This window comes from Sphingobacterium sp. UBA7253, from assembly GCF_002472745.1.
GTDB lineage: Bacteria > Bacteroidota > Bacteroidia > Sphingobacteriales > Sphingobacteriaceae > Sphingobacterium > Sphingobacterium siyangense.
This window is the reverse complement of the sequence record NZ_DKSP01000244.1, coordinates 2,033-24,810: the sequence shown is the minus strand read 5'-3', so window position 1 is coordinate 24,810 and position 22,778 is coordinate 2,033. Positions and strand designations below refer to the sequence as shown.

Below are 22,778 nucleotides of genomic sequence, written 5' to 3'. Positions count from 1 at the left end.
GATCAACTTATTATTGTCCCACAATCTGACCAATATTCATGGCAATGACTACTTGTCTCATGTTGAAACAACAAATAAAGAAAAAGAAGTCACAGCAACAGATGCAGACTATTTTATTCCTTTATACGGTCTTACGCCGAAGCTTGGTCCAATCGCAGATTGGGGATTAAATATCGATAAAAATGCGATAGAGGTCAATACGCTTGATTACTCAACCAATATCGAACGGATCTATGCTATAGGAGACATCAACACCTATCCAGGCAAACTGAAACTCATTCTCTGTGGATACCATGAGGCTGCCCTGATGTGTCAAAGTGCCTTTAAATTTGTCTATCCCGATCAAAAATTGACATTCAAATACACCACTGTAAACGGTATAAATACTTTCTAGCCATGGACGATAATTTAATTCAAGTCACTGTTATTGATCGGGATGGGACCGAAAATATCCTGGAAGTTCCTACCGATATCAATCTTTCACTCATGGAGATTTTAAAGGCATCCGAATATGAAATTCTGGCCACTTGTGGTGGTATGGCGCTGTGCGCTACCTGCCATGTCGAAGTTGTCGAAGGCCTGCATACACTTCCCGAAGCGAGTGATCAGGAGCTCGACATGCTGGACACACTTCCGGATGCCGATGATCAAAGTCGACTTGCCTGTCAGCTGCATTTACAGAATACCAATAACGGCATGAAAATCAAGATCAAAGGCGCGCTACAATAGTGTCATCATTGTGTATAAAATACACAATGATGACACTATACATCTTTTTTTTTCAAAGGGTACAATGTACACTATAAAGAGCTAAAAATCAAACAACTACAAAACATATTATTGAAAGAATTAGCCTCTTTACAATAAAATTCACAACATATCAGCATAATAAATAAATATTTTTTAGCTTTTTGAGCCAAAATTTAAGATATTTGCAGCTTAATTCGATTGTACCGAATTTTTACAACAAACTATTAAAAATATGCCAAGCAATAGTTCAAATAGAAAATTCCCAAGAGTAATCATTATTGGTGCTGGATTTGGAGGAATTGAAGTTGCTAAAAAGCTTAAAAATAAGGAAGTTGAAGTTCTGTTGCTGGACAGAAATAACTTTCATACTTTTCAACCATTGATGTACCAAGTTGCCACGGGCACTCTTTCAGCGGACTCCATCTCCTTCCCTGTTCGCAAAATGTTCAAAGGCCAAGACAACTTTCATTTTAGACTTGCTGACGTAAAAAGCGTAGACAATGAGGCTAAGATTGTAAGAACAGATGTTGGTGATTTTGACTACGATTATTTAATTGTTGCGACAGGTGCTACCACGAACTTCTTCGGAAATCAGCAAATCACGAAATATGCTTTGCCGATGAAAAATATACAAGAAGCATTAAATATTCGAAGCTATGTTTTACAGAACCTCGAAGAAGCAGTACGAATAGAAAACCCTGCTGATCGTAAAGCTAATTTGAACTTTGTTATTGTTGGGGGTGGTCCAACAGGTGTAGAACTTTCGGGGGCAATCGCAGAGATCAAAAACAATGTTCTTGAGAAAGATTATCCAGAATTGAAAAAATCTGAGATGTCGGTTTACCTGGTTGAAGGACTTCCAAAAGTATTGGCCAACTTATCTGAAAAATCTTCTAAAGATTCAGAAAAGTACCTCAAAGATTTGGGTGTAGAAGTATTATTGAATGTTCAGGTAACTGGATATGATGGCAATTCAATTACTTTCGCCGATGGCAGAAGTATCGAAACAAAAACTGTTATCTGGGGAGCAGGTGTAGCTGGGCAGTATCCGAATGGTTTCAAAAAGGAGATTATCCAACGTGGTAACCGTATACAGACAGATGATCAATGTCGTGTTATCGATATGCCAGGTGTTTATGCCATTGGTGATGTTTCGGCATTTATCACAGATGACCTTCCTCGCGGCCTACCAGGTGTTGCACCGGTGGCTCAGCAACAGGGAGCTTATGTTGCCAAACACATTCTTCAAACAATGTCCAATCAACCAACTGAGAAATTCAACTATTTCGACAAAGGGTCCATGGCTACGGTAGGTCGTAATAAAGCTGTCGTTGACATGGGAAAAATCCATTTCAATGGATTCTTTGGCTGGATGACCTGGATGTTTGTCCACTTGATGTCCATCTATGGATTCAGAAATAAATTGATCACATTCGTAAACTGGTCGATCAAATTTTTCACCAAAAACAGTGGTGTGCGTTTGATCTTCCACAAATATGATGAGCCGACTCCGGAAGAACAACAGGCTGAAACAGCCCAATAACTTTCAATTGGAGTTTAGATAAACTATTTCAATACCCCGACAGCGCCATTATCCCAAACGATAATGGCGCTGTTTTTTACCTCTATTTTACCTGTTTAATCCATTCGCTAAAAACATATAACAACAGCGTGTAGGAACCCTTCGAAACAACAGCCCTCTCCAGATAGTTGTCAAAACCACCTTTTCCCGATTGGATTCTTTCTTCTCGCGGTCAATGATTTCAAAAACACCGGCTTAATTCTTTTTTAACACCGCATCCAATTAAAAATAACTTCACCTAGGACGTAAGAATTACAGATTATATTCGTTAAATTTAAAGACAGTTTTTTCCAGATAGAATTTACTTTCAGAATGTAGTTTTTTTTGATGTATAACCTCAAAAAGATTAATTTTTTTTGTGTAGGTTTGCATATTATTTTAAAATAGCTTAAGGATTAGCAGATGGGCTTATTTAATTGGTTTACGCAAGAAGTTGCGATTGACTTGGGTACTGCAAATACCCTAATAATTCATAATGACAAAGTAGTAGTGGATGAACCTTCTATTGTTGCATTTGACCGCACCACAAACAAAGTGATCGCCATTGGTCGCCAGGCCATGCAAATGGAGGGTAAAACACACGACAATATAAAGACAGTACGTCCTTTACGTGATGGAGTAATCGCTGATTTTACGGCAGCTGAACACCTGATCAGAGGTATGGTAAAATTGGTAAACAATGGTAAGAGCTGGTTTTTCCCTTCCCTACGTATGGTTGTTTGTATTCCTTCCGGTATTACGGAAGTAGAGAAACGAGCTGTGCGTGATTCAGCAGAAATTGCGGGTGCCAAAGAAGTCTATTTAATTCACGAACCCATGGCTGCTGCTGTAGGAATCGGAATTGACGTGGAAGAACCAATGGGTAATATGATTATCGATATCGGTGGTGGTACCACTGAAATTGCTGTCATCGCTTTATCGGGTATTGTATGTGACCAGTCCATTCGTGTTGCTGGTGATAACTTCGACTCTGACATCGTTCAATACATCAGAAGACAACATAACATCATGATCGGTGAACGTACGGCTGAAAAAATCAAAATTGAAGTGGGTGCTGCTCTACCTGAATTGCAGGAACCACCGGCAGATTTCGCTGTTCAAGGCCGTGATTTGATGACAGGTGTTCCTAAGCAAATTACTGTTTCTTACACCGAAATAGCGCATTGTCTAGATAAGTCCATTTCAAAAATTGAAGAGGCGATCTTAAAAGCACTTGAAATTACCCCACCAGAATTATCAGCGGATATTTATCAAACAGGTATTTATCTTACCGGTGGTGGTGCATTATTGCGCGGTTTGGACCGTCGTATACAAGCGAAAACTAAACTTCCAGTACATATTGCCGAAGATCCATTACGTGCTGTCGTAAGAGGAACTGGTATTGCACTTAAAAATATTGGACGATTTAAATTCTTGATGCAATCATAACGTTCGATAATTAATAACAATATTTTATTAAAGAGCGATATAATATGCAAAACTATTATATCGCTTGCTTATTAAATACCCACATTAAAAAATGAGAAACCTTTGGTTATTCCTGAGACGATACAATGCATTCTTCTGGTTTATCCTATTTTTTGGATTCTCGTTATTTTTGGTGATCACCAACAATTCTTTCCAACGTAATTCTGTTTTAAATTCTTCAAATAGTATCATCGGAGGCCTGTATGCAAAGGTCAATTCCTGGAAAAGCTATCTGCACCTCGGGGAGACTAATGATGCACTTGCAAAGGAAAATGCACAATTAAGAAAGGACTTACAAGCCTATCGATCAACTGACAGCATCAAGATTGGTCCTGTCCCAGCAATCGATAGCAGTGAGTTTGGGCGTTACGAATTTATTATTGCGAATGTCATCAACAATAGCATTCACCAAAAGGCAAATACGATTACACTCGATAAAGGCAGTAAAGATGGTATAGAGCGAGGTATGGGTGTTATCGCTCCCAACGGGGTAGTTGGTATTGTATTGAATGTTTCCCCTAACTTCTCTACCGTTCAATCCCTATTGCATCCAGATACGCGTATATCCGTTACACTGGGCCACACCGAGGTCTTTGGCTCGTTGGTATGGGGCAATAGCATGGATTACCGCGCGGCAATGGTCAAGGAAATTCCAAACCACATCAAAGTCAACAAAGGAGATAAAGTGTATACCTCCGGATATTCAGGACATTTTCCAAAAGGAATTTTTGTCGGAACGGTCATTCAGACAGGTATTTCTTCAGGAGATGCTTTTTTGGATCTTAGATTATTGTTGAGCACCAATTTCTCCAATTTGCAACATGTCTACGTTGTAAAAGACCTGTTAAATAAAGAATTAAAGACACTAGAAGAATCGACAAAGGACAATGGCTAGGATTTTAATATTTAATATTATTCGATTTATCGTTTTGATAGGCATGCAAGTTTTCCTATTTCAAAATATCGGTTATTACAATCTGGTCGCTGCATTTCCTTATATCTTATTTATTTTTTTACTTCCGACAGGAACACCTAATTTCCTGGTGTATTTGATCGCATTTCTTACGGGACTTACCGTAGATTCATTTTATGATACCCTTGGTGTCAATACCGCAGCCTGTGTTGCATTGGCAGCCTTCCGTATTTTCTTCATGAAAATTACGCTCGAAGTTGAAGAACGCGAATCTTTTTTTACCCCGATGTTGGGCTTCATGAATATTCGCTGGTTCTTTTCCTACATCTTTTTCGGAACATTGATCCATCATACATTTTTGTATCTCTTGGAATCTTTTTCCTTCCAGCACATCCAATACACCTTATTGAGTATAGTTTTAAGTTGTATATTTACAGTAATTATCATGCTATTATTTAGCATATTATTCTACAAAAAGAAAGATCGGTTGTAGTAGATCGATGGATAGAAATTCATTTCTATGAACAGTTTTTTTGCGCGTAAGTACGTCGTTTCGGGAATCTTTATTGCCATCACATTGACCTTGGTGGCTCGCTTATTCTATTTACAGATCATAGACGATTCCTATATACATTCCGCAAACAGCAATGTCATGCGCAAGGTCATTGTGTACCCGGCCAGAGGGGTTATATTGGACCGAAAGGGAAAGGTATTAGTTCAAAACGAACCGGTATATGACCTTATGGTTACTCCACGTGAGGTGAAAGAAATCGACACCGCTTTGTTCTGCAAATTGATAGACATTGACAAGGAAGGCTTTATTAAACGGATGGAAAAGGCAAGAGTACACTCCCCTTACCGTGCATCCATTTTTGAAAAACAGCTTTCTGTACGAACATGGGCCCAATATCAGGAATACCAATATCAATTTCGTGGTTTCTATGTCCAAAAAAGAACAATCCGAAGTTATCCCGACAGCATAGCTGCTCAATTTTTGGGTTATGTGAGTGAGGTAAATGATAAAGATATTGAACGCTCCAACGGGTTTTATCGTAGTGGTGACTATATTGGTCGCAGTGGGGTAGAACGTTCTTATGAAGACCTTATTCGCGGAAAACGTGGTGTCAACAACTTAATGGTTGATGCGCTGAACCGCCCGAAAGGGGTATTTATGGAGGGGAAATACGATACACTTGCTGTTGCAGGGGAAGGACTGGTTTCCTCTTTGGATAAGGACCTCCAGATTCTAGGGGAAAACCTCATGAAAAATAAATTGGGGTCCATTGTCGCTATTGAACCTGCAACAGGTGAAATATTAGCGTATGTAAGTAGTCCGAGTTACAATCCAAACATGATGGTTGGAAGACAGTCTGGCAATAATTATATGAAATTATTGAAAGACGACACCAAACCGCTTTTTAACCGTCCTATTCAAGCCTCTTACCCCCCAGGCTCTGTATTTAAGGTTGTTTCAGCACTGACTGCGCAGCAGGCCGGTGTTATTGATCGCAATACGGTATTTTTCTGCCCGCATGGATATAGCTATGGTGGTGGACGCGGCTGGATGGGCTGTACGCACTATCATGGATCAACTACATTACAGCGATCTGTAGCTGTATCATGTAACACCTACTATGGATTTACCTATGCTAAGATGATCGACGGACGTGGGCTTTCGGGACCTAAGGCTTACGATCTATGGCGCAATGCAGTAACACAGTTTGGAATTGGCCATAAACTAGGCATTGATCTGCCGGGTGAAAAACCAGGTTTACTACCTACGTCAGATTTTTATACCAAACGCTATGGAAACGATAAATGGCGTTCAAGTTTCAATATCTCCTTATCTATTGGACAAGGGGAAATGGGTATAACCCCCTTGCAAATGGCCAATATTATGGCTATCGTTGCCAACAAAGGTTTTTATTATAGACCCCATCTGATTAAAGGTATTGGCGCACAGAAAATTGCCAAGAAGGAATTCACCGAAAAAGTCAGTGCCGGCGTGGATGAGCGGTATTATCCGGTTGTTATCCAAGGGATGAGTGATGCTGTCAATACGCCCGAAGGTACCGCATGGGCCAATCGTATCCCAGGCATCGAAATGTGCGGAAAAACGGGTACAGCACAAAACCCACACGGAGAAAACCATGCCGTTTTCTTTGCTTTTGCGCCTCGAGAAAACCCTAAAATTGCCATTGCTGTCTTTGTTGAAAATGCTGGTTACGGTGGAACCTGGGCAGGACCTATCGCAAGTATGATGGTTGAGAAATACCTCAAAGACACGATAACTGCACCAAAATATATTCAGGACCGCATTTATAAAGCGAATTTTCTTCCTGCACCAAAAAAGGTTGTCGATCCAAAGGCCAAAGAAGTAAAGAAAACGGACTCAGTCAAATCGAAAACCGACACTTTAAAATCGAAACGTCAGCTGGCGGCCTTAACAAAACCAAAGGAAACAATTGTTCACCATAGCGAGATAAAGAGAAGATATGAATAATCAAAAAACTAGTTTCTTTGGAAAGATAGACTGGCTAACCATCACTCTTTGGCTTGCGCTATGCTTAATTGGCTTATTCAATATCCGTGCGGCTGTATTTAATCCTGAACTACCCAATTTCTTTACCTTAGGAACCAATTATGGAAAACAATCTTTATATCTTGTTTCTGCAATTATTCTAGGAGTATCCATTCTGATCATAGACGCGAAATTTTTCAGTTCCGCCTCACCGATATTTTATGGTATAACAGCTGTCCTGCTTGTCATCGTGCTCGTTGTAGGACGAAATGTCGGCGGAAATCAGGCATGGATTGACTTAGGCTTTTTCCGCTTGCAACCTTCTGAGTTTGCAAAACTTTCAACCTGTCTGCTCTTGGCTAACTTTTTAAGTTCTCAAAGTAATAAAGCTCCGACTATGCAGACACTGGCAATGGGAGCCGGTATTGTCTTATTCCCTGTATTTTTGGTGATGTTACAACCCGATACGGGATCTGCCCTTGCGTTCTTTTCGTTGATTTTTGTCTTTTACCGTGAGGGCTACGTAAATAATGAGCTACTTATATTTGGCGGTCTTTGCATTTTACTTTTTGTCCTTGCTTTATTGGTCAAGCCATGGATACTTATCTTGATTTTAGCATTACTCATTGGCCTTGTCATGTGGAACTACCGCAAGAGAAGGAAATACATTATTAATCTAAGTATACTTTTTGCAGCCTGTGCTGTATTTGTTCTCTGTGTAGACTTGGTCTATGAACATGTCCTACAACCCCATCAACGCGACCGTATTGACATTATCCTAGGCAAAATGGAAGACCCTAAAGGTAAAGGATATAATTTGAATCAGTCGAAGATTGCAATTGGATCGGGGCAGCTTCTAGGCAAAGGTTACTTACAGGGAACCCAAACGAAATACAATTTTGTGCCTGAGCAGAGTACGGACTTTATTTTCTGTACCGTTGGAGAAGAGTGGGGATTTGTTGGATCGGTTACCTTATTACTTATCTATCTCACCTTACTGCTACGCATTATTCATATCGCCGAACGACAGCGTTCAGCCTTCGCCAGGATATATGCATACGGTGTAGCGTCCATCCTCTTTTTTCACTTATTTATCAATATCGGTATGACAATAGGTATTGTTCCGGTTATCGGAATTCCGCTGCCTTTTATCAGTTACGGTGGTTCATCCTTATGGAGTTTCACCATTTTACTGTTTATCATGCTTAAATTTGATTCAAATAGAAAAGGAGTTGTCTAAAAACAACTCCTTTCCTATTTGTAGCCTTATTTAGTTTTTCTCAACTCTTTTACTGCATCAATTGAGAAAAAAAAAGTCTCCCTTGCCTGCACAGACAAACGGTTAAATACGCTCCAAAACGAGCTGTATAGCTTTATCCACAACTTCTTCAGGTGCGGAAGAAAACCGGCCATCTACCCGACTTGCCAAAATTGCATTGATGGATAAAGCCTGATGTCCAAACATGTTAGCCAATGCATAAATACCAGCTGTTTCCATTTCCAGGTTGGTGAAACGCTGATCTTTATATTGAAAGGAGCTGATCAAGTTTATAAAATTGGGAATCGTATTAGTTGATCGGACAGTCCTTCCCTGCGGAGCATAAAATCCGGGCGCAGTCAAGGTTACTCCCTTCGGTAAATCAAAGGCTATTCGATCCAGAAGGCTTGCGCCAGCTTTTGCAACGTAGGGCTTTAAGTTTAATGCGGAAAAATATTCGGCTAGCTCAACCTGAAGCGCCTGCTCCTCGCCATCGTAAGATCCCTGATAATAGTTCATCAATGCATCAAGACCTATTCCATATGCAGAGGCCAAAATAGTTCCCATCTCAACATCTTGTTGTACCGCTCCAGAAGTTCCAATGCGAATAATATCCAATGAAGTCAGCGAAGTCTTTACGGTTCTATTGGCAAAATCAATATTCGCCAGCGCATCCAGTTCATTCAACACAATATCTATATTATCAGTACCTATACCTGTTGAGATTACCGTCAACCGTTTATTTCCCAGATAGCCAGTATGCGTAATAAACTCACGCTTCCCTTTTTTGAGTTCAATACGATCAAAGTGTTTCGAGACTTTCGCTACACGGTCTGGATCACCGACCGTAATTACTGTACTTGCCAGATCTTCCGGCAACAAATTCAGATGATATATACTGCCATCTGCGTTTAAAATCAATTCCGATTCGTTGATCATATCGTATATAAATAAGTTAACTGACAACCTTCTATTTTGGAAAACCGATCAACAACTCGATTGACTTGCATTTTTCGGACTTCAAACTCCAAATAACACTGATTATCAAATTCCTGCTTTTCAACTTCGACGCCCTCTTCCTTTATGATCCGCATAATATCATTCATATGGAGGTAATCGAAGGTAATACCATAATGGTCATTCACTGTACGCTTGATAATTTCTGCTTGGGTCAAAGCATCTTGGGTTGCTGATTTGTAGGCATTAATCAAGCCTGGGACACCCAATAATGTACCACCGAAATAGCGAACGACAATCACGATAACATTGGTTACATCCATCGACAGGAGAACGTTCAAAATTGGGCGTCCTGCTGTCCCCGACGGTTCTCCATCATCATTCACACGAAAAACAGCACGATCTGGCGTGAGACGATAAGCCCAACAATGGTGTCTAGCTTTCGGATGAATCGCTTTCACTTCCAAGATCAGATCTTTTAATTGGTCTTCGGATTTAAATGGAAAAGCATAAGCAATAAATTTACTGCCCTTATCCCTAAAAATTCCCTCGTATTTTGCATCAATAGTCCGGTAAGTATCTTCAAATAAACTCATAGATATGCTATGATTAAAACTGAAACAATAGAAAGCGCTATGCCTAAATAATTCAATAATGATAACCTTTCTTTAAAAAATAAGACGCCAATTAGAGCGCCCAATGAGATCACACCAATATTCATCCCAGTAAATACGACTGATGGATTGTCTGGTAGGGCACGATGCGCTTTCATATAGAATAGGATATTACAGAAGTTAAATACTCCCAAAACCAATCCATATCCCACAGCTTGCCTTGAAAAACGTTGCTTTTCCACAAAAAGGAAATACAGCAATAACACCATTGCAATAAACATCGCCATCACAAAGATAATAAACATGGAACTGATATAAGGTATAATAACATGCAAGGCGACCTGTTTGAAGAGGATATCAATTATACCCATACCGATAAATACCAATAATGGATAAAGTGCTTTATAACGACTATCAGCCATCGAGCTATTGTGCTGATTTTTTTGCCAGCCAATAGAACATAAGATGGCTAATAAACCAAGGGCTATTCCGAGCATCTTATGTCCCTCCATTTTTTCATGAAAGAAGAAAAATGATGCAAGCAGGGGAATAAACAACGATAGGCGTTGTGCAATCTCTGTCTTGACCAAACCACTATAGCGAATGGACAAAGCTATAAAAACAAACATCCCTGGAAGTAGTATCGCCAGACTCGTATACAACGTAACCGGCATAGCATCCCATACGAGCGATTTTAGATCCGGTTGCAATACAAAATAGGTCAGCGCAACCGCCATGGGGTAATTCCAAACAATAACTTGTTTAGTTTCGACTCCATTTTGTTTTGCCAATTTTAATAAAACAGCAACGGTTACGCTGCAGATGACACTTAATAAAACAAAAATCATGATTCAAAATTCATTTATTTCCAAAGGCCACGTTTCTCCTGACGAGCCTGACGTTCCAATTTTACAAATAAATCTGCATATTGTACATTTGGTGCTAGTGTATAGGATACTGCATACCCCTGTTCAACCAAATCCCGATTGACGAATTTCTTTCCAATATACACATAGGCAAGAAGTCTTCCATACCGATCCCGTTTTCCAACGTCAAAGACTAACTTTACACTTTTTCCATTCAGCATTGCCGTTAAATACTGCTTTGCTTCTTGACCATAGTAACCGATTTCCTTGCGTGCTGTCCGTCTCGTTTCCGGGGCATCTACCCCTATCAACCTAACTTTCTCCCCTTTTGAGGTTCCATTTTCAATGACAAAGGTATCACCATCGATAACACGCTTTACCCTCGCTTCTTTTTCCTCTCCTTTAAAAGTAAAACCTGTCAATAAAAAACAGATCATACATCCACATACATAAAAATTACTTCGTTTTAGCATAAAATCCAGCGTTTGCCCAAAGGTAGTAAAATACTTTTTCAACAAAACAGTCAAAAAAAACGGAAATATTAATATTAAAAACACATAAATTTAATGCAAAAAAAACAGTAAAAAATCACATAAAAACACAATTATTTTCAATATAAAAAATAACACTAAAACATAATTTACTATAAAAAAAAACAACAAAACAAAAACTTAAGCAACTAAACAACAATACAATATCAACATTAAAGCAAAATAAACACTTTAAAAACATCACAAATAAATCACTAAAAATTAATCAAAAAAAACCACATAAAAACACATAAAAAAATCATTAAATTAACTCAATATTTATAATAAAAAATTATTTTTTTTCTTTGATATTTCAAAAACATTCGTACATTTGAAATGTCAAACAACAACAGGATGAACAGAACGTATACATATTTCTATTTTAACTTCTTTTATTTTAAAAATAAGAGCCGGGATTAGATTGTGTATAAATCATAAAAAATACAAACAAGAAGAGTCCCGGTTCAAATGATCGGGACTCTTTTTTTTGGAGACAACATAGCGAACAAAAAAACAATGAGTTTAAAAATTGCAATACAGGGAGCAAAGGCTTCATTTCATGAAGAGGCCGCATTTAAATTTTTCGGAAGAGAAGTTGAAATTGTAGAATGTGATTCATTTAAAAAAACTTGTGAATTGCTGAAGCAAAGAAAAGTCGACTATATCGTTATGGCGATCGAAAATTCAATTGCGGGAAGTCTATTACCGAATTATAATTTATTGAGAGATTACAAGTTCCATATCACTGGGGAAGTTTACCTAAACATTCAACAGAATCTCATGGTACTGCCAGGCGTTAAGTTAAAGGATATTAAACACATCGAATCGCATCCAATTGCCATTCGCCAATGTGAGGAATTTCTTTCTGAACTTGAAGGTGTACGTATAACCGAGGGATCTGATACCGCTGCAACTGCGAAAATGATTGCGGAGCGAAAATTAACGGATACTGCTGCAATTGCTGGGACATTGGCTGCTGAAATCTATGGTCTTGAAATATTAGAAAAGAGAATCGAAACCAATAAAAAGAACGCAACGCGTTTCCTCGTATTATCTAATGAAGTTGTCGAACATAAGAATGCCAATAAAGCATCATTATCATTCCAAACAGGAAATACAGTAGGATCCCTGGCGACTATTTTACAATGCTTTGCCGAACAGAATATCAATTTGAGCAAAATTCAGTCAATGCCGGTAATCGGAAAACGCAATGAATATGATTTTTTCGTTGACGTAGAATGGAAAAAACAAACAGACTACGAAGCAGCAATACGTAAAGTACTCAAACATAGTGTCAATTTCAATATTATGGGCGAGTATGTCAAAAACGAAAAACTATAATTAACAATTTACGCATACAATATTAAAATAGATAATCAAACTTAACATGAAAAATACATTAGACATCACTCCTTTAAAATCTTGGTTGGACACAGGAGACAAACCTTTAATTATCGCAGGTCCTTGTAGTGCTGAAACAGAAGAGCAGCTGGTATCGACAGCACATTTGTTGGCAAATACCGGAAAAGTAAATATTTTACGTGCTGGTATCTGGAAGCCACGTACTCGTCCGGGAGAATTTGAAGGTATCGGTTCAATTGGTTTGGAGTGGTTGAAAAGAGCGAAAGAAGAAACAGGTTTATTAACAGCTACTGAAGTTGCTACTGCAAAACACGTGGAAGAAGCTTTGGCTGCTGGTGTGGATGTACTATGGGTAGGTGCACGTTCAACTGCCAATCCATTTACCGTGCAAGAAATTGCTGATGCTTTACAAGGTGTAGATATTCCAGTATTTGTTAAAAACCCTGTAAACCCAGATTTATCGTTGTGGATCGGTGCATTGGAACGTATCAACCGTGCTGGAATCAAAAAATTAGGTGCTATTCATAGAGGTTTCTCTTCTTACGAGAAAACAGCATTCCGTAATGAACCGATGTGGGATTTAGCGATTCAGTTAAAAACTGCTTGTCCTAATCTACCGATTATCAACGACCCAAGTCACATTTGTGGAAACCGCGAATTGTTACCATACATCGCACAAAAAGCAATGGATATGGATATGCAAGGATTGATTATCGAATCACATATTGATCCATCTGTCGCTTGGACTGACGCAAAACAACAAGTAACGCCAGCTGCATTGGCCGAGTTGATCGACCACTTGACGTTACGTAAAGCAGCTTCTGACAATCCTTCATTCGAAGATAAATTAGCAGAATTGCGTAGCAACATCGACAAATTAGATGATTTGATCATCCAAAAAATTGGTGAACGCATGAAAATAGCTGAGAAAATCGGGGAATACAAACGCGATAACAACGTGACAATTTTGCAAGTTAACCGTTGGGATGAAATTGTTCAAAAACGCACAAAATTAGCGGAAGCGCTTTCTTTGGGTAGCGAATTTGCGACGAAATTCCTGGAATTAATTCACAACGAATCTATCCGCAAACAAAATGCGGTCATGAATACTCAGGAGCAACCAACAGCAGAAGCATAATGAATCAACAAGTCATCACGCTGACGCATCCTTCAAAAAAGATACAGGGCACGGTCCAACTCACAGGTTCAAAATCTGAGAGCAACCGTGCTCTTATTATCCAATCGTTAAGTAAAGGACAAGTTGAAATAGCCAACCTCTCTGAGGCTGCAGATACAGTTACCCTAAACCGCGTATTGCAAATCGCATCAGAACCGCAACCCGGTTATAATACGATTGACATAGGTCCTGCGGGAACGGCAATGCGCTTCCTTACAGCTTACCTCAACCTTGTTAAAGGCAATTTCATCCTGACGGGGACAGAGCGTATGCAACAGCGTCCAATCGGAATATTGGTTGATGCCATGAAAGAAATTGGCGCCGAAATCCATTATGAAAAAAAGGCAGGGTACCCTCCTTTGAAGATTGAAGGTGGATTATTTCAAGGAAAAGACCGTGTTAAGATCAAAGGAAATATCAGCAGTCAATACATATCGGCCTTGCTATTAATTGCTCCGGCATTAAAAAAGGGACTTACGTTAGAGATTGAAGGCGAATTAACTTCCAGACCTTATGTATCCATGACCTTAGATATGCTTAAAAGTGTCGGGATCCAACATGAATGGACGGAGAATGCGATTAAAATTGCACCGCAAGAATTCGAAAAGCAAACCATATATGTCGAGCCAGATTGGAGCGCAGCATCCTACTGGTATGCTATTGTAGCACTAGCCGACGCAACTGCATCGATTGTATTGCCCGGACTAAGACAACATAGTTTACAGGGCGATATTGCCATCACAGACATTATGGAGCATTTTGGTGTTTATTCGAGCTTTGAATCGGATGGATTGCATTTAAATAAAAAAGAAATCAATTCAGACAAAACGTTGTTCGACTTTAAAGAATGTCCTGATCTCGCGCAAACAGTAGTCGTTGTCGCAGCAGCTTTAAAACGTGATGTTTCCTTTACAGGTCTAGAAACCTTAAAGATTAAGGAGACCGACCGTATCGCTGCGTTACAGACCGAAATCGCAAAGTTCGGTGCTGAATTGATCGAAGATGGTGATACTTATCACCTGAAAACAGCACAGGTATATCAGCCTGAAGATGTGACCTTCGACACTTACGAGGATCACCGTATGGCGATGGCATTTGCGCCGCTGGCTTTAGTTTTTGACCAAATCAAGATTGCTGAACCTCAAGTTGTAGAAAAATCATATCCTGATTTTTGGAAACATTTACAAGCGCAAGCTTTTGTAATTGACTAACATATTAAAAACAGGGATTAACATTAACATTAATCTCTGTTTTATTATTCAATCTCCCAGATAGCCTTTAGCCTGGGACAGAAAATTGTGATGTAATCTATTAGGCCATATACGAGTTACAGATCCATAAATTTGTAGTCAGTCTGGTGCTTTAGAATTGCATTTAAAGGCAAATTTATCTAAGTTTATTGAAATTTAATTTTTATGGCAGGAAATTCATTTGGCGATTTATTCAGAATTAGCACTTTTGGCGAATCACACGGCAAAGCTATAGGTGTAATTATTGATGGTTGCCCTTCAAATATAACAATAGACGAGGAATTTATCCAGTCTGAGCTCGATAAACGTAAACCAGGTCAATCTAAGATCACGACACAAAGAAAAGAAAGTGATACCGCACAGATTTTATCTGGCGTATTCGAGGGGAAATCAACGGGAACACCAATAGCAATTGTTATTCCAAATGAAGACCAGCGTTCGAAAGATTACACACATATCAAAGATATCTTCAGACCTTCCCATGCTGATTTCACCTATCAGATGAAATATGGTATCCGTGACTATCGAGGTGGTGGACGGTCTTCGGCGAGGGAAACCGCTGCCCGTGTTGCTGCAGGTGCAGTAGCAAAAAGCTTCCTGAATCAATTTGGCATAGAAATCTTTGCCCACGTTTCGGGGGTAGGCACCATCGAGGCACCAAATGTAGATACCAAAGATCTAAAAGCTTTGCTTGAATTACGGGAAGCTAACATTGCACGTTGTGCAGATCCAGCAACAGCAAATGAAATGGTTGAGTTTATCGACTCGGTCAGAAAAGCGGGTGACACGGTTGGCGGACGTATTTCGGCTGTCATCAGACATGTCCCTGTTGGTTTAGGCGACCCGGTCTTTGATAAGCTCCATGCAGACCTTGCAAAAGCAATGATGAGCATCAATGCTGTACATGGTTTTGAATATGGTTCAGGTTTTGCAGGTTCGGAGTTGCGAGGTTCCGAACATAATGATATATTTGTAGCAGATGACCATGATTTAAATCGAGTGCACACACATACCAACTTCTCTGGAGGGATTCAGGGAGGGATTTCAAATGGTATGGATATTACTTTTAAAGTAGCATTTAAGCCTGTTGCCACTATCATGAGAGATCAAGAAACAGTGGATATCCATGGCAACCCTGCTATTGCAAGTGGCAAGGGAAGACATGACCCTTGTGTTGTTTCGAGAGCAGTAATTATTGTGGAAGCTATGGCAGCACTTGTAATCGCGGATCATCTACTTAAAAATCAAAGTTACAAACATGCTGCAAGATAATTATGTCGTAGGTGTTGATATTGGAGGCACACATATTTCTGCCTGTATCATTGACACAAAACAATGGAATATATACTTAGAAAACGTGGCCAGAAACCACGTTTTTTCTCAAGGAGATGCTAAAACGATTTTACAAACCTGGGAATCAGCTATACGCGATATCATCGCCACTTCTCCTGCTCCAATTCAGTTCATCGGCATTGCTATGCCGGGCCCCTTTGATTACGAAAATGGAATATCTAAAATACAGGGACAAAGCAAGTACGACAATCTTTACAATAAAGATGTCAAAACTCTTTTAGCTGAAGAATTGGGACTTTCGCCTACGTCTATTCACTTTATCAATGACGCAGCAGCCTTCCTACAAGGTGAAATATTCGTACAGAACTTGCAAACAAACAACCGGATATTAGGAATTACGTTGGGTACTGGACTTGGATCTGCGGTATGGAATAAAGGTGAGAAGGCCTTTGATGCCGCCCTATGGAACAGCCCTTATGAAGATTGTATTTTCGAAGAATTTCTTGTCACACGGTGGTTCGTCAAACGTTTCAAAGAAGTAGCAGGAAAAGATGTTACGGGACTTAAGGAGATTTTAGATAATCATCGGGAAACTGAGGAATTTCAAGTCATCAAAGATGAGTATGCTAAACATCTCTTTGATTTTATGCAGTTCTTCGCAGAGAAACATTCTTCTGAAATATTTATAATCGGTGGCAATATCGCTAAGGCGCTACCTATTTTCATTGGTGACCGAAAAGAATTTGAAAGATTTCAAATTTACACCGCAATACTTGGTGAAAAAGCAGCTATGATTGGTGCTGCGAGTATATTCAATTAAGAAAAGAATCATCCCACCCGTTGGAATATTTAGCTTAGTCAAGCAAAAAAGTATCCATCTATTAAAACATAGATGGATATTTTTCTGGATTAGCTTCATGCATAATTGCATACACTGTCTCGACAACATCGTCAGAAGATGGCTTCGAGAAATAATCCCCGTCGGAACCATATGGTGGGCGATGTGCTTTTGCAGTCAGTGTTCTCGGCTGACTATCCAATAGATAGTAGCCATTTTGTTTCTCTAAGATCTCTTGTAAGATGAAAGCTGAAGCCCCACCAGGTACATCCTCATCTACAATAAGTAGTTTATTTGTTTTCTTCAGCGATTCGGCGCAAAGTTTTCCTTTGTCAAAAGGCTGCAATGTCTGTGCATCAATAATTTCGATGAATATCCCCAAGCGCTCCAGTTCCACAGCCGCTTCTTCAACAACACGTAACGTTGAACCATAGGATACTACAGTAATATCGCTTCCCTCTTTAACACATTCGGCATAACCGATTGGTACCGTAAATTCACCGACGTTTTCTGGTAGACGCTCTTTTAGACGATACCCATTCAGACATTCGACAACAATAGCCGGTTCGTCAGAGCGGAACAACGTATTATACATGCCTGCTGCCTGTGTCATATTACGCGGCACACATACATGCAAACCTCTCAAGGATCCTAAAATTACCGACATAGGTGAGCCCGAATGCCATATACCTTCCAATCGATGGCCACGTGTACGAATAATTAATGGTGCTTTCTGACCAGCAAAGGTGCGGTAACTTAAACTTGCCAAATCATCACTTGCTACCGTAATTCCATAGATTAGGTAATCCAGGTATTGGATCTCAGCAATTGGACGAAGTCCACGGATTGCCAAACCCAATCCTTTTCCTATAATTGAATTCTCCCGAATACCGGTATCAAACACGCGATGCACACCAAGCTTTTCTTGTAAACCTGCAAAACCTTGATTCACATCTCCAATCTTACCGACATCCTCTCCAAATGCTAATAGTCTTTCGTCACGTCTAAAGTTCTCTTCAAAACATAGATTCAAAACCTCACGTCCATCGACCACTTTAGCTTCTTCACTATAGACTGCAGGTACGACCGTCACATGAGCAGGTGAATCTACACCATCTGTAAATAATTTCGAATTATAACGTTTCTCATTCAGTTCCTGCTTCTCTTTATACCAATTTAACAATTGCTGGCGCCCATCACTATGCTGACCTTTAAGCTCGTGCAATACCTTGCGAACCTGGCCGTAAACCTCTTTCAAAGAAGGCTCAACCATCGATTGTAATTTCTTTGACGCAAAATCAGCCCGCTCATTTGGAATACCCTGAAGTAAATCAATGGCTTCCCTAGCTTCAATACTCAACGTTTTAATATAATCGGCCCAAGCCCGTTTTTGTTCTTGACGAACATGGTCTTTGGCATGTTGATCCAATTGATCCAATTCCTCTATGGTAGCAATACCAGAACTTAAGATCCATTCTTTCATTTTCGCTAGACAATCGAAGTCAGTTTCCCATTGTAATCTATCTTGCGATTTATACCGTTCGTGTGAACCTGAAGAAGAATGTCCTTGAGGCTGCGTCAATTCGGTCACATGAATCAAACATGGAATATGTTTCTCGCGCGCAATATGGGCAGCCTGTTCGTACGTTTCACATAAACCCGCATAATCCCATCCTCTCACTTTGAATATCTCAATTCCGTTTGTCAGTTCTTCCTTCTGAAAACCTTTGAGGACTTCTGAGATATCTCCCTTTGTTGTCTGAATTTCATTGGGCACAGATATCCCATATCCATCATCCCAAATAGAAATCACTGTTGGAATCTGGTGAACACCTACGGCATTAATAACTTCAAAAAATACACCTTCAGAAGTCGCTGCATTTCCGATAGTGCAGAATGCAACTTCATTTCCTCTATTTGAAAAATAAGATAGGTAGTCTAAATTTCTATTCTGCTTATACAACTTAGAAGCCAAGCCCAAGCCCAGCAATCTTGCCATCTGACCACCGGTGGTCGAAATATCTGAAAACGAGTTTTTCTGAACCATTTGATCCAACCAGTTCCCTTGGTCGTCCACAACACGAGTCGAAAAATGGCAGTTCATTTGCCTTCCTGCAGAAGAAGGATCTGCCTCGACATCGGGATGGGCATATAATTGAGAGAAAAAATGGTAGACATCACTGATGCCAGAAGCAAATATAAATGTTTGGTCACGGTAATATCCCGACCGCCAGTCCCCATTTCTGAAAACTTTAGCCATCGCGATTTGTGCCAATTCTTTTCCATCGCCAAAAATACCAAACTTAGCCTTACCTGTAAGCACTTCTTTACGTCCCAATAAACTCACGTAACGACTTTCTAAGGCAGTTCGATAATCATTCACAATAATCTTTTTGAACTCGTCAAAGCTCAAAGTGGAAATAGATTCATTGTTTTGGTCAAATGCAGTATCAAACATATTCTTTTTTGTTTCAACAAATTTAACAAAAATATTATTCTATATAATTGGTGTTTATCAAATAAATTGATAATCAATAACTCAGATTTGAAATAGAATATTCTAATTTCTCAAATTAGTACTTTTTGACAAAAAATCCTAATTTTTACAGATTTTTAATTCCTATAAGCAGGCAAAAACACCATTGTCCTTTTAAATTTTTATTTTTGGGTTTTACATTCATTATTTTGAATTTTTCAGCACTTAAACTCGATAAAATCCTTGTCGCTAATCTTGAAAAACAAAAGCTTTCTTCGCTTACACCTATTCAAGAAATAGCTATCCCTGCCATTTTGGATGGTAGAGACTGTTTGGCGATTGCCCCAACCGGCACGGGTAAAACGGAGGCTTTCGCCATCCCTATTATTCAGCGCTTACGAACCAAGATTACCGCAGACCACTTATCGGTCCTTATACTCCTTCCTACACGGGAACTCTGTATACAGACCAAACAGCGCATATCAGGCCTTATCGATGGTATGGATTTGACTATCGCTAGTTTCTATGGTGGGGGAACTTATGAAAGTCAACTTGAAGTTTATCCGAAAGCCCAGATGATCCTCGCTACTCCAGGACGCTTGTTGGATTTTATTGAACAAGGTATTATCGATCTAAAAACGATAGATACATTGGTGATCGACGAATTCGATCAATTGTTGGATCTCGGTTTCACGAAAGAACTCAATAAAATTATCGGCACATTGCCCGCTGAGAGACAAACCATTTTCAGTTCGGCAACGAAAACCCTTGAAATCGAAAAAATTGTTCGAAAGAGATTAAGTAACCCTGTCGAGATCAACCTAGAAGCAAAGACCAAAAAAGGCCAAATAGAAGAATCTGTACTCTATGTCGATAAAAATGATAAAAAGAATCTTCTCCGTTATCTCCTTGAGAACCGTGTCTCGTGGCAGGTAATTGTTTTCACGCGAACAGTTCATGCAGTAGAACGGATCGCAACAGATCTAGATCGACACGGCATTTCTTGCTCGGCATTATATGGCGATAAATCACAGCAAAAACGAGAAGAGATTATTGATAAGTTCAGACAAAAAGAGATACGTGTATTAATTGCGACGGACCTCTTGGCTCGAGGTGTAGATTTTCCAGACCTAGAGGCTATCATAAACTACGAGATTCCGGATAGCCCTGAGCTCTATACGCATCGAATTGGGCGAACAGGCCGTTCGGAAGCGACGGGAAAGGCGTTTACCTTTTGCGATGCAGAGGACAATGAAAAGTGGATAAAATTACAGTTATCCTTAAAACGGCAAATTAAAATTGATGATCAACATCCTTATTTATTGAGCTGGGAGAAAATGCTTTCCAGTAGCCAAAACAATCAACGAAAAGGTGCCTCGAAATCTAGAAAACGTCGTTAATTAATAAATATTCTTTTACTTTTACCAGCAAATCAAAAAATCACAATCCGAGATGAATACAATACATTTATTTGACGATAGCAACAATGCGAATGATAATCGATTGGGAGACCTTGAAAAAACGATTATAATAAATAGCCTGATGGAAGTTCCCTTTGAAGAGCGGAATGAAGAGTGGCGTGATATATTTCTGGCTAATATTGCTGAATGTACCTTAAAATTAGCAGAAACAGAAGTGGTTGTTGGGCCTGACGGATTTCCCTATTTTCAACTTGAAAGTGTTCCGAAGGATCAGAACTTTCAGGCTTTTGTCATTAAAAATCGGCTAAAGGATTTCGTGTTGCCAAAAGGTTTTGGTATTGCTATCAATACACAAAATGAAAACCCAGATTGGGTATTCACCTATGGCGACTTAGTTAACTACTTTTTAAACGGAGAGTTTTATACAGATGATAGTGTTTTCTCTAAGAAAAATGAACAGACGATTATCGGCAAAGATGAAGAAATATTAGTGGGGCAACCTGCCGAGACAATTCTTCCACAGGCTGTCCGCACCCAATTACGTGAATTTTTGGATTATTATGGCGTAAAGAACACAAAGGTTATGCTCCTAGCCCGTAATTATAAAGATGAAGAAAATGCTTCACAAGATTTGGCATTCAATATCGTTGCAAATCAATTCAGGACTGAAAAAGAATTTACCAATATCATGGAAGCAATAGGCTGGTTTCTTCCCAGACATTATTCCTATATCGGATTGGATGAATTTGCAGTAGACAATGGTTTTATGCCACTGTAAAAAAACAGAAACTAAATATATACAAACATAATTAACCCATGTTTCCATTTAACGTAAGAGTGTACGGAATATTGATCAATGAAAATCAAGAGGTATTGATCAGCGACGAAAGAACGGAAAATGTTTCATTTACCAAATTCCCTGGTGGGGGCTTAGAATACGGGGAAGGCTTATTGGATGCTTTGATCCGGGAGTATCAGGAAGAATGTGACTTTGACATTGCTGTGGTTAAACATATTTATACCACAGACTTTTATGAGAAATCAAGCTTTAACGATAGCCAAATCATATCGATTTACTATCAGGTAAAGAATACCTCAGCTATTCAGATCAGAACGACTACCAAAGCTTTTGATTTCGATCCTGATCAGAGACCTGAAGATAATAAGCTCCAATCTTTTCGATGGGTACCAATTGAATCGGTTTTAACGGCAGATTTGACCTTCAAAACAGATCAAATCGCCTGGGAAGAATTCTTAAAAACAGTCAAATAATAATAATTTTTCAATTTTCATCATTTTTATTTGTATTTAAAAAATAAAGACATATCTTTACGTAAACCAATGGAAATACTTGATTTTTTTAAAGTATTGACCTTAATAATTACATTTTATTATTTATTTGACATCTCGCATGTGACGAGGAATAAAAGTAGAGAAGCGTGGGATGGATACATACATTGGTTTATTGAATTTGTAAATTCCTAGTCCTATAGGTTTTTTAAT

21 protein-coding genes are annotated in these 22,778 nt (G+C 39.2%); 16 read left to right on the top strand and 5 right to left on the bottom strand.

The window, feature by feature from the left end:
* From B2X72_RS25440 to rodA, 8 genes are all read left to right on the top strand, one after another.
* The coding region (locus B2X72_RS25440) for an NAD(P)/FAD-dependent oxidoreductase (protein ID WP_286852014.1) at positions 1 to 394 on the top strand (394 nt) is incomplete at its 5' end.
* Positions 395 to 396: 2 nt separating this feature from the next.
* Entirely contained in the window at positions 397 to 729 is a 333-nt protein-coding gene (locus B2X72_RS25435; RefSeq protein ID WP_075993979.1) for a 2Fe-2S iron-sulfur cluster-binding protein, read from the top strand.
* 253 nt (positions 730 to 982) lie between these two features.
* On the top strand, positions 983 to 2,293 hold the full coding sequence (locus tag B2X72_RS25430; RefSeq protein WP_075993980.1) for an NAD(P)/FAD-dependent oxidoreductase: 1,311 nt from the start codon (positions 983 to 985) through the stop codon (positions 2,291 to 2,293).
* A 441-nt stretch (positions 2,294 to 2,734) separates the two neighbouring features.
* Entirely contained in the window at positions 2,735 to 3,760 is a 1,026-nt protein-coding gene (locus tag B2X72_RS25425) for a rod shape-determining protein (RefSeq protein WP_046671815.1), read from the top strand.
* Positions 3,761 to 3,851: 91 nt separating this feature from the next.
* A complete protein-coding gene (mreC, locus tag B2X72_RS25420; RefSeq protein ID WP_075993981.1) occupies positions 3,852 to 4,694 on the top strand; it encodes a rod shape-determining protein MreC in 843 nt (280 codons plus the stop codon).
* The gene (locus B2X72_RS25415; protein WP_046671817.1) at positions 4,687 to 5,205 is read left to right on the top strand and encodes a hypothetical protein; all 519 of its coding nucleotides are present in this window, start codon (positions 4,687 to 4,689) and stop codon (positions 5,203 to 5,205) included. Before mreC ends, B2X72_RS25415 begins: the two co-directional genes overlap by 8 nt.
* A gap of 27 nt (positions 5,206 to 5,232) precedes the next feature.
* Positions 5,233 to 7,215: a penicillin-binding protein 2 gene (gene mrdA / locus B2X72_RS25410; protein WP_120333379.1), complete on the top strand. Its 1,983-nt coding sequence runs from the start codon at positions 5,233 to 5,235 to the stop codon at positions 7,213 to 7,215.
* Complete coding sequence (gene rodA, locus B2X72_RS25405) at positions 7,208 to 8,473, top strand: rod shape-determining protein RodA (RefSeq protein WP_145328694.1); 1,266 nt, start codon at positions 7,208 to 7,210, stop codon at positions 8,471 to 8,473. The genes mrdA and rodA overlap by 8 nt, the downstream gene beginning before the upstream one ends.
* 102 nt (positions 8,474 to 8,575) lie before the next feature.
* Here rodA and B2X72_RS25400 read toward each other — a convergent pair whose 3' ends face one another.
* Genes B2X72_RS25400 through B2X72_RS25385 form a run of 4 tightly spaced genes read right to left on the bottom strand, consistent with a single transcriptional unit; the run spans position 8,576 to position 11,401 of the window.
* Positions 8,576 to 9,430, bottom strand: a complete 855-nt coding sequence (locus B2X72_RS25400) for a nucleoside phosphorylase (protein ID WP_145328696.1) — start codon at positions 9,428 to 9,430, stop codon at positions 8,576 to 8,578.
* The gene (locus B2X72_RS25395) at positions 9,427 to 10,044 is read right to left on the bottom strand and encodes an IMPACT family protein (RefSeq protein WP_145328698.1); all 618 of its coding nucleotides are present in this window, start codon (positions 10,042 to 10,044) and stop codon (positions 9,427 to 9,429) included. Before B2X72_RS25395 ends, B2X72_RS25400 begins: the two co-directional genes overlap by 4 nt.
* Positions 10,041 to 10,910, bottom strand: coding sequence for an EamA family transporter (locus B2X72_RS25390; RefSeq protein ID WP_145328700.1), 870 nt, complete (start codon positions 10,908 to 10,910; stop codon positions 10,041 to 10,043). Before B2X72_RS25390 ends, B2X72_RS25395 begins: the two co-directional genes overlap by 4 nt.
* Before the next feature lie 14 nt (positions 10,911 to 10,924).
* Entirely contained in the window at positions 10,925 to 11,401 is a 477-nt protein-coding gene (locus tag B2X72_RS25385; protein WP_120333375.1) for a thermonuclease family protein, read from the bottom strand.
* A gap of 573 nt (positions 11,402 to 11,974) precedes the next feature.
* Here B2X72_RS25385 and B2X72_RS25380 point away from each other — a divergent pair.
* The 5 genes from B2X72_RS25380 (at position 11,975) to B2X72_RS25360 (ending at position 17,360) form a co-directional block, all read left to right on the top strand.
* Positions 11,975 to 12,799 carry a prephenate dehydratase gene (locus tag B2X72_RS25380; RefSeq protein WP_046671823.1) on the top strand — a complete coding sequence of 275 codons (825 nt, stop codon included), beginning with the start codon at positions 11,975 to 11,977 and terminating at the stop codon, positions 12,797 to 12,799.
* Between the two features lie 46 nt (positions 12,800 to 12,845).
* Positions 12,846 to 13,958 (top strand): chorismate mutase, encoded by a 1,113-nt coding sequence (locus B2X72_RS25375; RefSeq protein ID WP_046671824.1) that lies wholly within the window; start codon positions 12,846 to 12,848, stop codon positions 13,956 to 13,958.
* Positions 13,958 to 15,208, top strand: a complete 1,251-nt coding sequence (gene aroA / locus B2X72_RS25370; RefSeq protein WP_145328702.1) for a 3-phosphoshikimate 1-carboxyvinyltransferase — start codon at positions 13,958 to 13,960, stop codon at positions 15,206 to 15,208. Before B2X72_RS25375 ends, aroA begins: the two co-directional genes overlap by 1 nt.
* Positions 15,209 to 15,412: 204 nt before the next feature.
* Positions 15,413 to 16,519: a chorismate synthase gene (gene aroC / locus B2X72_RS25365; protein ID WP_075993987.1), complete on the top strand. Its 1,107-nt coding sequence runs from the start codon at positions 15,413 to 15,415 to the stop codon at positions 16,517 to 16,519.
* A complete protein-coding gene (locus B2X72_RS25360) occupies positions 16,506 to 17,360 on the top strand; it encodes an ROK family protein (protein ID WP_145328704.1) in 855 nt (284 codons plus the stop codon). The genes aroC and B2X72_RS25360 overlap by 14 nt, the downstream gene beginning before the upstream one ends.
* Before the next feature lie 61 nt (positions 17,361 to 17,421).
* On the opposite strand, the gene B2X72_RS25355 is transcribed toward B2X72_RS25360, so the two are convergent.
* Entirely contained in the window at positions 17,422 to 19,836 is a 2,415-nt protein-coding gene (locus B2X72_RS25355) for an alpha-ketoacid dehydrogenase subunit alpha/beta (RefSeq protein ID WP_088162773.1), read from the bottom strand.
* A 206-nt stretch (positions 19,837 to 20,042) separates the two neighbouring features.
* Between B2X72_RS25355 and B2X72_RS25350 the strand changes: the two genes are divergently transcribed.
* Genes B2X72_RS25350 through B2X72_RS25340 form a run of 3 tightly spaced genes read left to right on the top strand, consistent with a single transcriptional unit; the run spans position 20,043 to position 22,547 of the window.
* Positions 20,043 to 21,254: a DEAD/DEAH box helicase gene (locus tag B2X72_RS25350; protein WP_198385981.1), complete on the top strand. Its 1,212-nt coding sequence runs from the start codon at positions 20,043 to 20,045 to the stop codon at positions 21,252 to 21,254.
* A 52-nt stretch (positions 21,255 to 21,306) separates the two neighbouring features.
* Positions 21,307 to 22,053, top strand: coding sequence for a hypothetical protein (locus B2X72_RS25345; protein ID WP_088162775.1), 747 nt, complete (start codon positions 21,307 to 21,309; stop codon positions 22,051 to 22,053).
* 38 nt (positions 22,054 to 22,091) lie between these two features.
* Positions 22,092 to 22,547, top strand: coding sequence for an NUDIX domain-containing protein (locus B2X72_RS25340; protein WP_075993991.1), 456 nt, complete (start codon positions 22,092 to 22,094; stop codon positions 22,545 to 22,547).
* The last annotated feature ends 231 nt before the right edge of the window (positions 22,548 to 22,778 follow it).